This window comes from Spiroplasma endosymbiont of Tricholauxania praeusta, from assembly GCF_964019535.1.
GTDB lineage: Bacteria > Bacillota_I > Bacilli_A > Mycoplasmatales > VBWQ01 > Spiroplasma_E > Spiroplasma_E ixodetis_A.
Genome location: NZ_OZ026450.1, coordinates 1,264,800 through 1,277,155, shown reverse-complemented (window position 1 = coordinate 1,277,155; position 12,356 = coordinate 1,264,800). Strand labels below are relative to the sequence as shown.

11 protein-coding genes and 1 tRNA gene are annotated in these 12,356 nt (G+C 24.0%); all 12 read left to right on the top strand.

Annotation, left to right across the window (positions count from 1 at the left end; translation table 4 throughout):
* The first annotated feature begins 145 nt into the window (after positions 1-145).
* Positions 146-1,165 carry a class 1b ribonucleoside-diphosphate reductase subunit beta gene (nrdF, locus tag AACK96_RS07015; protein WP_338974091.1) on the top strand — a complete coding sequence of 340 codons (1,020 nt, stop codon included), beginning with the start codon at positions 146-148 and terminating at the stop codon, positions 1,163-1,165.
* An 18-nt stretch (positions 1,166-1,183) separates the two neighbouring features.
* Positions 1,184-3,790 carry a class 1b ribonucleoside-diphosphate reductase subunit alpha gene (gene nrdE / locus AACK96_RS07010; protein WP_338974089.1) on the top strand — a complete coding sequence of 869 codons (2,607 nt, stop codon included), beginning with the start codon at positions 1,184-1,186 and terminating at the stop codon, positions 3,788-3,790.
* A gap of 201 nt (positions 3,791-3,991) precedes the next feature.
* Positions 3,992-4,082 (top strand) — tRNA-Ser (locus AACK96_RS07005).
* 101 nt (positions 4,083-4,183) lie between these two features.
* Complete coding sequence (gene cls / locus AACK96_RS07000; protein WP_338974088.1) at positions 4,184-5,707, top strand: cardiolipin synthase; 1,524 nt, start codon at positions 4,184-4,186, stop codon at positions 5,705-5,707.
* Positions 5,708-5,757: 50 nt separating this feature from the next.
* A complete protein-coding gene (locus AACK96_RS06995) occupies positions 5,758-6,459 on the top strand; it encodes an acetyltransferase (protein ID WP_338974086.1) in 702 nt (233 codons plus the stop codon).
* A gap of 14 nt (positions 6,460-6,473) precedes the next feature.
* Positions 6,474-8,258, top strand: a complete 1,785-nt coding sequence (locus tag AACK96_RS06990) for a hypothetical protein (protein WP_338974084.1) — start codon at positions 6,474-6,476, stop codon at positions 8,256-8,258.
* 6 nt (positions 8,259-8,264) lie between these two features.
* Positions 8,265-9,716, top strand: coding sequence for a proline--tRNA ligase (gene proS / locus AACK96_RS06985; protein WP_338974082.1), 1,452 nt, complete (start codon positions 8,265-8,267; stop codon positions 9,714-9,716).
* A 75-nt stretch (positions 9,717-9,791) separates the two neighbouring features.
* Positions 9,792-10,148, top strand: a complete 357-nt coding sequence (locus AACK96_RS06980) for an MG284/MPN403 family protein (protein ID WP_338974080.1) — start codon at positions 9,792-9,794, stop codon at positions 10,146-10,148.
* 9 nt (positions 10,149-10,157) lie between these two features.
* On the top strand, positions 10,158-10,412 hold the full coding sequence (locus AACK96_RS06975; RefSeq protein ID WP_338974078.1) for a hypothetical protein: 255 nt from the start codon (positions 10,158-10,160) through the stop codon (positions 10,410-10,412).
* 53 nt (positions 10,413-10,465) lie between these two features.
* Positions 10,466-11,548: a hypothetical protein gene (locus AACK96_RS06970; protein ID WP_338974076.1), complete on the top strand. Its 1,083-nt coding sequence runs from the start codon at positions 10,466-10,468 to the stop codon at positions 11,546-11,548.
* Position 11,549: 1 nt separating this feature from the next.
* The gene (locus AACK96_RS06965; RefSeq protein WP_338961065.1) at positions 11,550-12,023 is read left to right on the top strand and encodes a hypothetical protein; all 474 of its coding nucleotides are present in this window, start codon (positions 11,550-11,552) and stop codon (positions 12,021-12,023) included.
* 60 nt (positions 12,024-12,083) lie between these two features.
* Positions 12,084-12,338, top strand: a complete 255-nt coding sequence (locus AACK96_RS06960) for an acyl carrier protein (RefSeq protein ID WP_338974075.1) — start codon at positions 12,084-12,086, stop codon at positions 12,336-12,338.
* Positions 12,339-12,356 lie beyond the last annotated feature (18 nt).

Genomic DNA, 12,356 nt, shown 5'->3' with positions numbered 1-12,356 from the left:
GTGTGAATTAATGATTATTTTTAATAATTACTTTTATTTTTTAATATTTGTAATTTTAATAAAGTAATTTTTAATAATGACAACATCCTTTATATAATATAGGGGATGTTTTTAGTTGTGTAATTAAGTAGAGGGGTAATAATAAATGGCAAAAGATAACAAATATTTTCAACAATCACAGTCACCATTAGAGTATATTATGAAAAATTTTAATGGAAAAATGCGATCTGTAAATTGAAATGTAATCAATGATGAAAAAGATTTAGAAGTTTGAAATCGTATTACTCAAAATTTTTGGTTACCAGAAAAAATTCCTGTTTCTAATGACTTGACTTCTTGAAAAACATTAAATCCAAAATGACAAGAGTTAATAACAAGAACATTTACAGGTTTAACTTTATTAGATACAATTCAGGCAACGGTTGGTGATATTGCACAAATACCTAATTCTTTAACTGATCATGAACAAGTTATTTATACAAATTTTGCTTTTATGGTAGCAGTTCATGCTCGATCATACGGAACAATTTTTTCAACTTTATGTTCTAGTGAGCAGATTGAATCTGCTCATGAGTGAGTAATTAATAATGAAAGTTTACAAGCCAGAGCACGTGCACTAATTCCTTATTATACAAGTGATGATCCTTTAAAATCGAAAGTAGCTGCCGCTTTAATGCCAGGTTTTTTATTATATGGTGGTTTTTATTTACCATTTTATTTATCTGCTCGTAGTAAATTACCTAATACTTCAGATATTATTAGATTAATTTTACGTGATAAAGTTATTCATAATTATTATAGTGGCTATAAATATCAAAGAAAAGTTGAAAAGTTACCAAAAGAAAAACAAGAAGAAATGAAAAAATTTGTATTTGATTTATTGTTTAAATTAATTGATTTAGAAAAGCAATATTTGACAGAATTATATCAAGAATTTAATTTAACTGAAGACGCTATTAAGTTTAGTTTATATAATGCTGGTAAGTTTTTACAAAATTTAGGATATGATTCACCTTTTAGTGAAGAACAAACAAGAATTAAACCGGAAATTTTTAATCAATTATCAGCTCGAGCTGATGAAAATCACGATTTCTTTTCAGGTAATGGTTCATCTTATGTAATGGGCATTACTGTAGAAACGCAAGATGAAGATTGAGAATTTTAATTTTAAAGGAGTAAAAAAATGCATAATGATGTTGTAAAAGTTTCAAACCAAAAAATATTAAAGCCAGAAGGAAAAATTCATGTTGTTTATTTTTCTTCTTTGTCAAATAATACTCATCGTTTTATTCAAAAATTAGAGGTTTTAAATTCAAGAATTCCTCACGATTTACAAGAGGAAATTTTAGTTGATAAAGATTATGTGTTAATAACACCAACATATAGTGGGGGTGGCGATATTAAAGAAGGGGCAGTTCCTAAACAGGTAATTAAATTTTTAAATAACAAGCAAAATCGTAATTTTTGTCGTGGTGTTATTGCGTCGGGGAATACTAATTTTGGTGATACTTTTGCGATTGCTGGGCCAATTCTTTCAAAAAAATTAAATGTCCCACTATTATTTCAATTTGAATTATTAGGAACTCAAAATGATGTATCAACAATAAAAAATATATTAGTAGATTTTTGAGATAAAGATAAAAAAAATACTAATGAAATAAATACTTTATCTGGAACTTTAGAAAGTGATGAATATGTTACTTTAAATGCTAGAGCAAAAACTACTAATAATGCACAATTTGATTTGCAAGCAGCACAATCTTATATGAAAAATCATATTAAACCAAATTTATTGCTTTTTAAAACCGTTAAAGAAAGAATAGAATATTTAGTAAAAAATCAATATTATGATGAAACAATAATTAATAAATATTCAATTACGGAAATTGAACGATTAACAAATGAAGCATACAGTTTTAATTATCAGTTTACAAGTTTTATGGGTATTTTAAAATTTTATAATTCTTATGCTTTAAAAAGTTTTAATGGTAAACAATATTTAGAAAATTATGAAGATAGAGTTGTTATGAATAGTTTATTTTTTGCTGATGGTAATATTGAACATGCTAGTAAAATTTTAAGACAAATTATGTCTGGTAGATTTCAACCAGCTACTCCCACATTTTTAAATGTAGGGAAAAAACAAAGAGGTGAATACACTTCATGTTATCTTTTACGAATTGAAGATAACATGGAATCAATTGCTCGAGCTATTACTACTTCATTACAGTTATCAAAACGTGGTGGTGGAGTTGCTCTGTGTTTAACAAATTTAAGAGAATTTGGAGCGCCAATTAAAAATATTAAAAATCAAGCAACAGGGGTTATCCCGGTTATGAAAATTCTTGAAGATTCATTTTCATATGCTAATCAACTAGGTCAAAGACAAGGTGCTGGGGCAGTTTATTTAAATGTTCATCATCCAGATATTATGTTATTTTTAGATTCAAAGCGTGAAAATGCAGATGAAAAAATTCGTATTAAATCAATGTCTTTAGGAGTAGTTATTCCTGATATTACTTTTGAATTAGCAAAAAATAATGAACAGATGGCACTTTTTAGTCCTTATGATATTGCAAAAGTTTATGGTAAAGCAATGACAGATATTTCTATTACTAAAGAGTATTATAATATGTTAAAAAACCCTGATATTAGTAAAAATTTTATTAGTGCTCGCAAATTATTTCAAATGATTGCTGAATTACATTTTGAAAGTGGATATCCTTATTTATTATTTGATGATACAGTAAATAAAAATAATGCTCATCCTGGTAGAATTGTTATGAGTAATTTGTGCAGTGAAATTATTCAAGTAAGTACAGCTAGTGAATTTAATAGTGATTTAAGTTTTAAAGAAATTGGTGAAGATATTAGTTGTAATTTAGGAAGTATTAATATTGCAAAAGTAATGGAAAGTGGAAGTGAATTTGGTGAGGTTATTTTTCAAGCAATTCATTCATTAGACCACGTATCAAGAAGTAGTGATTTTTCTAGTGCTCCATCAGTTGCATATGGAAATAAAAAAAATCATGCTTTGGGTTTAGGCGCTATGAATTTACATGGATTTTTAGCAACAAATCATATTTTTTATGATTCAAAAGAAGCAATTGATTTTACTAATATTTTCTTTTATGTTATGGCTTATCATGCTTTTAGTGCTTCAAATAAATTAGCATTAAAATTTGGAAGTTTTAGTGGATTTAAAAATTCAAAATTTGCTGATGGTTCATATTTTGATAAATATATAAAATGTCAGTCAGATAAATGAACTCCTGAAACAAAAAAAATACAAGAATTATTTGCAAAATATAACATTATGATTCCAACTCAGAAGCAATGAAAAGAATTAGTAATAAAAATTAAAGAAACAGGATTGGCTAATTCACATTTAATGGCAGTAGCACCCACTGGTTCAATTAGTTATTTATCTTCATGTACACCAAGTCTACAACCGGTAGTTGCTCCTGTTGAGGTACGAAAAGAAGGGAAATTAGGTCGTGTTTATGTTCCTGCTTATAAGATTGATGATAATAATTTAGCATATTACACTGCAGGTGGATATGAATTAGGCCCTAATCCAATTATTGATATTGTAGCAGCAGCACAACAACACGTTGATCAAGCAATTTCTTTAACTTTATTTATTACTGATAAAGCGACAACTCGTGATTTAAATAAAGCTTATATTAGAGCCTTTAAAAAAGGTTGTTCATCAATTTATTATGTTCGTATTCGTCAAGAGGTTTTAGAGGATAGTGAAAATTATCAATGCAATGTTTGTGTTGTATAAATTAATTAGATTATTGAATAGTGGTTTCAAGTAATAAATAAATTTGTAACAAATTTAGTAATATATTATTTATTTAATTTAAAAAATAGTGAAATTTTATTTTGGAATATAGGATTTTTAAAAAAAAATTAAAAAATACATAGTAAATTTTAAAATTAAAGTTATAATAATAATTGTAAAAAAAATAATTATTATAACTTTGGAGTGGTACTCAAGAGGCTGAAGAGGACTGATTGCTAATCAGTTAGGACGGGAAACTGTCGCGAGAGTTCGAATCTCTCCCATTCCGCCATTATTTAAAAAGCATTAATTGCTTTTTTTTACTTTTAAATAATAAATTTATTAATAATTAGATATAATTTAATAAAGAACTCTTTATATTAAGGAGAAATCATGCGTAAACGAGTAAACTTACTTTTATCATTAATCTTATATATTGCTTTGATTGCAACAATAGTTTTCGTTATATTTAATTATATTAAATATTCATGAATTATTTTGATGATAATTATTACTTTAACTATTTTAACTGGTATTATTATTTTTATTACCAATCGTATGCAAGATGCAAAACTATCATGAATTATGGTTACCTTATGTTTGCCAATCATCGGTATTTTTTTATATTGAACTTTTGGTCGTCCTTATCGTTATCGACGAAAACAAAAAGCTTATTTAAAAACAAATAGTTATTTTTATACCCAAGAAGATTGAACTTTTACTAATTCAATTTTAGAATCAAAAAAAATAACTTTGAGTGATGATACTTTATCTTTATTTAACTATACAACAAGAATTTCTCATCGACCATTTTATAATAATACTGATGTTCAAATTTTAAATAATGGTCCTAATAAATTTGTTAAATTAATTGAAGATTTAAAACAAGCAAAAAGTTATATTTTTATTAATTATTTTATTCTTGGTGAAGGGGAACTATTAGAAGTAATTATTAATGTTTTAAAAGCAAGGATTGAAGCAGGAGTTAAAGTTTATATGATTTATGATGCTGTTGGTTCATATTTTAGTTTATCTAAATATAAAATATGAAAAATGAAAAAAATGGGAATTATTATTCATAAATTTTCACCAGTTAGATTACCATTTATGACAGGAAATTATAATTTTCGTAATCATCGTAAAGATATCATTATTGATGGGAATATTGGCTATGCTGGTGGAGTTAACTTAGCAGATAACTATATTTATCTTTCTGCAAAGTATGGCTTTTGAAGAGATACCCAAATTAGAATTGTCGGGGAAGCTGTTAAATCAATTGATTTAATATTTAGACAAGATTGGCATTTTATTACTGGTAATATTCTTGATATTAGTGCTGAAAAATCTGAAATAAAAATTAAAAATAATATTATTGTCCAAGTAATTGATGATGGACCGATTACTAAAGAAACAATTCAAAAAGATTTATTTATTAAATTTATTAGTAATGCTAAAAAGCGAGTTTGAATTAGTACTCCTTATTTAATTCCAACTAGCGATTTAATTACTGCATTGCGTAATAGTGCTTATTCTGGTGTTGATGTTAGATTATCATTACCCGGAATTACTGATAAATTTTTATCATTAGATATGTCAAGAACTTATTATGATTCATTGATTGAGTCAGGTGTTAAAATTTATGAATATAATAATGTTTTTAACCATTCTAAGTCTGGTATTTTTGATGATGATATTACTATTATTGGTTCAACTAATCTTGATTATCGTAGTCTTTATTCAGATCATCAAACTTTAGTAATTGTTTATGATAGTAAAACAAATAGTGATTTATCTGCTTCATTTGAAAAAGATTTTATTCATTCTAGTTTAATTATTAGTAATCCACTACTACATCGTAGTTTTGCCTATCGGGGTGTATTTTTATTATTGCTTAGAATTTTAGCACCATTATTTTAAAAAAATTTAGTATAATTAGGTAAATATTAATAATAAGGTGGTCATAATTTATGGGTTGAAGTCGACGAATTAAAAAAATTAAAGAATATTTTAGTGATGAAAATCAACCTAATTTGGATATTTCTAAATTATCAGAAGACAATGAAAAAAAAAATCCTTTTTTTAATAGGTTTAAAAAACAAAAAAAAACTAATAAATCTTCTACTTTAACGAATAATAAAAAGCGCAATAATATTTTTTTAAATTTTAGAAGAAGATCAACTATTCAAATTATTAAACATTTAGAAAATAAAAATATTTTTAACTTATTTTTTTATACTGATGTTAGTAACATTACATTAATATTAGAACAAGGAATTAAACCTTCTTCACAAATTAAATTATTGCCAAAGCAAGAATATATTGTTTGAACTTATTTAGAACATGCTACTTATTTAGAATTAGAGTTAGGTAATTCAACACGTCATTTTTTTTGAAAGTGATGTGCAGAGCAAAATGTTGATGTTAATAAAATAGCTATTATTTCTGTTGATATTCATAAATTATTTCAAAACACTGTTAAAGATTGAGGTTTAAATGTTGATACTAATCGTGTTCAAATATATGAAACAATTCCTGTTGAAGCTATTGATTGAATTTTGGTTAAAGATCGCAAAATGTTTCGTTTAGCTAAATTATATATTGATAATCAAAGACTAAAGTTAAAACTTTTCCAAGGAAATAATGGTAATATTACTTTAGGCTCTGATTAAATGGAGGTAAAATTATGCGTTGATCTGCAATTGTAATTATTGCTTTAATTCCTTTTATGACAATAATAATTATTTTATTTATGCGTTTAAATCATCGTAATAATCAATATTATAATGTTATCCATGGTGATTTGTTAAGTTTAGTTCCATTGAAAATTGATTTAAAAAATGAAATTATTACTTTTTCTGAACGCTTAGAAGTTTTAAATCGTAAAAAAAGAATTTCATTGTTTGTATTTAAATCAATGATGAATCGTAAAACTAAAGTAAAAATTGAAATTTTTATTCAAGATTTATTAGTGAATAAAGTTCCATTTGAGCCGTGTCATTTTTCGGTTTCCTTTCAATTAGGAAGTAAAGTTATTGTTTATGATTTATCAATTGATTATTTTGATAATAATAATAAAGTTTTGTATGGTCAAATGCAAAGTAATATTCGTTATAATCGTTTTGCTATTTCACAAGCAATTATTTTACAACAAAATGAGTTAACAGTGGTAAAGTCAGTTTTTGTGCAAACTATTTTAGATAATTTTAGTCAAAAAAAATATAATAAAAAAATAAATAGTCAATTTGAATATATGATTTTAATAAAAATAAAAAATTATTTAGCATTAGAAAATATTTTAACTGTTAATAATATTGAACGAATGGAGTTATTAATTTCATATTATAGTAAAATAACTTTAGGATTAGATAATACTATTATTTGTAAATATTATGATGGTCAGTTTTTAATTTATTCTAGAAATAAGAAAATAAATTTATATCGATTCCAAAAAAAAATAAATAGTTATATTAAACGTAATTTAGTAGAAAAAAGTAGTTATTTGCAGATTCAAAGTCAAATATTATGTGTTTATGCTTCAGTAAAAACTGATGCTTCAAATGTCTATATATTATATAATAAAATTATTGATAAGAATCAATTAGAAGTAGTACAAAGTAGAGACTTAATTGAAATTAAATTGAAGACAAATGATATTTTAAATTATCCTGATTATAATCATTATTCGCTTCTACAATCAGAGCAAATGGAAAAATTATTAAGTGTTAGTATTAGACCAGTGTATAAAAGTGATAATTCAAATGAGCCAAATTGTTACTATGCTTGATGAAATTTTGTTAAAAACTCTTATTATGTTTCGTTTATTGTTTTGATGCGTAATATTCAAGATTCAGGATTGTGATGAAAAGTAAATGAACCTTTATTTATTCAAACATTTGAAAAATTTGCGAAATTAAAACAAGAAAAAAACCTTATTCTTCCTGTTAGTTTAATTGAGTTACAAGATAAAACTATTTTAACAAAGTTGATTGCTCTTGTTAATAAGAGAAAAAATCTTTTTGAAAATTGTGATTTAATTTTTGATTTTCAAGATATTGGTGAAATTAATAGTTGGAATAAGTATGATTCAATTATTAAAACTATTCGTAGTAATAAAATAAAAATTTCTTTTACTCATGATTTACGTCATATTGATAATTTTAAATTAATTAATCATTTTAAGCCTGATTATGTAGTTTTAACTTCTAATTTATTAGAACAAGTTACTTTTAGTTTTAGTAAATATATTGATGTTATTATTTGTTTGCATTATTTAAGAATTTTAGGTATTAAAAATATTTTAGCTCGTGGTATTATTAATGTTCCTGAAATTATTGTTTTAAAAGGATTAAAGGTTGACTATTTACTAGGAAAAGTATTAGAATCAGAACAAGCAAATAAAGTGCTAGATGCTTTAAATTATCCAAATTATTGGAAATGACATAAAAGTCAATCAACGAAGGGTGAATAGATCATTATGAATAATGCAAAGAATAAAAATATTACAGCAAGAGAGATTGATTTTGCCAAATGATATACTGATGTTATTAAGCAAGCAGAACTTTGTGATTATGGTGCAGAAAATGGTTCGGCAGCCGGTACCATTATTTTTCGTCCTCGCGGATATGCAATTTGAGAAAATATTCAACATTTATTAAATCAAAAATTTAAAATTTTAAATATTGAAAATGTAATGTTACCACTTTTAATTAGTCAAAAAGCATTTCAAGTTGAAAAAGATCATATTGAGGGTTTTGCACCAGAATGTGCAACTGTAACTAAAGTTGGAAATAATCAATTATCAGAGGAACTAATTATTCGTCCTACTTCAGAAGTTTTATTTTGTCGTCATTTTTCAAAAATAATTAGTTCATATAAACAATTACCATTATTATATAATCAATGATGCAATGTTGTTAGATGAGAAAAAAATACAAAACCATTCTTAAGAACTAGTGAATTTTTATGACAAGAAGGACATACAATGCATAATAACGATGAAGAAGCAAAAAACTTTACATTAAAAATGATTAAGTTGTATGCTGATTTTGTTGAACAACAATTAGCAATTAAAGTTATTGTTGGTGCAAAAACAATTCACGAACGTTTTGCTGGGACAAAAATGACATATACAATTGAAACTATGATGCAAGATGGACAAGCATTACAAGCCGGTACTAGTCATTATTTTGGCCAAGAGTTCACAAAGGTATTTAATATTAAATTTAGCAATAAAGACAATAAACAAGAATTAGGATATCAAACATCATGAGGTGTATCGACAAGATTAATTGGTGCTTTAATTATGGCACATAGCGATGATTTAGGTTTAGTATTGCCATCTACAATTGCACCGCATCAGATTATGCTTTTAAATTTATCACCTAAAAGTGATAAAGTTAAAATAACTGTTGAAAGAATATTTAAAATTTTAAGTTCTCATTTCCGAGTATTAATAAATGAAGATAATAAAAGTTTTTCTTATAAGAAAAGTGAAAGTCAAATTAAAGGTATTCCAATTACTATTGCAATTGGTGAGCAAGAAATTGAAAACCAAGTAATTAAATTAATTTTACGTCATAATTTAGATACTATTGATGTTGAAATTAATAATGAAAAATTATTAGTAACAACTATTATTAATCAATTAAATAAATTAAATAAAGATTTATTTAATAGTTCACAAAAAAAATTAAATACAAGTTTAAAAGAATTAACAGATTTTAATGAATATCATAAATTAGTTAAAATTCATAAAGGTTTCTTTATTGTACCTTTTTGTGATCAAATAAAGTGTGAAGAAGAAATTAAAAGTTTAACTGGTACAACATCACGTTGTATTCCTTTAGAACCGTATAAAAAACCAAGTAATTGTTTTAAGTGTCAAACTCCTAATAGTGTCTGAACTTATTTTGCAAGATCATATTAAAATTAGTAAGTTAAATAGAAATAAAATAGAGGAAAAATAATTATTTGTTTTTAAATTATTATTGAGGTAATAATAATGAAAGAACAAATAAGTGCTGATAAGCAACTAATTGCTGCTATTTTTGTTAAATATGAACAAGCAAAATTAACATTAGCAAATAATAATTTTAAAGAAAATTATGTTTTGAAAGAGGATAGTGTTCACTATGCTAATAAGATACTGATAAATAAGGATTTAAAAAATTATGAAAAACATGTGCAAATTGTTGATACAGTTTTAGCATTATTACCAAAAAATGAATATAGTTATATTATTAGAACGTTCTTAGTTAAATCAAATAAAAATTGATGAAAAAAATATTATCATATCAAAGAATATGAAAAATTAGAAAAAACGGCTATTAAGCGTTTTTTATACTTATATTTAATTTAAGGATATAAAATGAATATTAATAGCATTGATTTATTGAATTCGCGTAGTTTTTTAGAACAAAAGATGAATTTAACAAGTGATGTAAAAAACAGCCCCATTTATGAAAAAGAATTATTTTTAATTCCAAGATTTACAGTGGTTGGCTTTCCGATCCAAACTTTGCAAAAAAGCAGTTATTATTATATTGAACTTCAAATTGTAGAAGCATATAGTTATGATTTTGATATTAACAAAGAACAAGTGAAGGATTACTTGACGATGTAACGTTTCAATATGATTTGAATTATAGTAGTATTAAGCAAGCAAGTGGACAACTTGTGATATCTAAATCAATTAAGTGAGTATTTCTTACTTCTTCATATTTAGAATTACTTGAAAATAATAAACTTGGTCCATATGCTGATATTTCTTTTTTGCATATGGTTATGAAAACTTATAAGATAATTTTACCAGCAATAGCAATTAAAAAAGATAATGTAAATATTTTAAATTATAGTTTTAATTGTAAAAAACCTAGTAATTTAAAGGAAATTCGTCATATTAATAATAAACATAATTATGGATCACTTAGTTTTTATTTTAATAGTAATCCACAGTATCAATTACAAATTAAACCAAAAATGTTTATTACAACAAATTTTAATTTAGAAATTAAAAATCCCATTATTTTAACGACAAATTTCTCTGATAAAGGATTTTATCATATTTTTTCTAAAACGATTATGAAGAACATGATAGTTGGTGGAAAATCAAGATTAGATGAGGTTTTTAAGTTTTCTGGTAATAATATTAATACTGCAAATATAGTGCCAATAAAAATAAAACGTTATCTAGTATCGCATTTTCCAAAAGTAAAAGATTGATATAATGATAAAGAAACAATATTACGTAAAATATTAATATTTAATAATAATTTTGATTTACAACAAAATACATCATTAAATATTAATGAAAATCTATCAAAATTTTATCAAAATAATAAAATACCAGCTTTTTTATTACGTAATAAAAAAAATATTGATGAATATTATTTAGAATTTTATAGCACTATTTATAATAGCATTGTAAATAAAATAGTATTGAATGATGAAATAGGAAAAAATCAATTTGACTTACCAAGATTTGAAGATTTTCACTTTAATATAAATATTCCATTTTATTTTCAAACCTTTTTTAAATATGATATTAATTTAAAATTTATTGAAGAAAGTAGTGAACCAATTATTGGTGGTCCATATCATTCTATTTTTATTAAAAAATTAATAAGAAATAATAGTGAAAATTGAGTGGCAGCTACTAATTTTAGTTTAACTTACAATGAAATATTAAAATTTTATAGTAGTGATAACTTTAGTTTTATTGATTATAAGTATTTAATTCATAGTCAAATAAAGGTATAAAATGTTTATACGTAAGTTACAAATTAGCATTTTAATTATTACTATCACTATTACATTAAGTATTATATTATTTTTTATTATCAAAAATTTTTCAACTAATAAAAATTTAAATGAAATGGTAAAAGAATATGATGTAGAATTAGAGACCGTAGATGATAAAAAAGAAAATTTAAATCCAGAGATAGTTGTAGAAGCTATTGATATTAAAAAATTAAATGAAAGTATTACAATTATTTTAGATAAAAATAGTACTATCTTAGCAAATCAGTCACAGATTATATATAAAATACAATTTAATCAAGATTTATTTCAATACATATTTTTAAAGTTAATTATTAAAACATTTCCACAATGAAAAATTAATAATTTTATTTTTCATTTTAATATTTTAAATAATGCTGTATGAGTTGAATATAATACTAATTTAAAACTAGATTATTTAGAATGATATTTTAAAATAACAAATAAAATTTAATGCTCTATGTTATACTAAGTATAACTATTAATAAAAATGATTTAAATTAGGAGTGAATTTATGAATATTTTAAGTGAAATTCATAAAATTGTTAAAGAGGATTATCCAGAGATTAAAGAAAAAATTACACCGAAAACTAAATTTAAAGATGTAAAAATTGACTCTCTTGGATTAGTAATGATTGTTCTTAAATTAGAAGAAGAGCATCATGTAAAAATTGATGATAATAAATTACTGGATTTACAAACAAAAACAGTTCAAGATTTAATAAATGAAATTGAGAGATTAGAATCATCAGAAAATAAAAAAAAGTAATATTATATTTTATCAGGA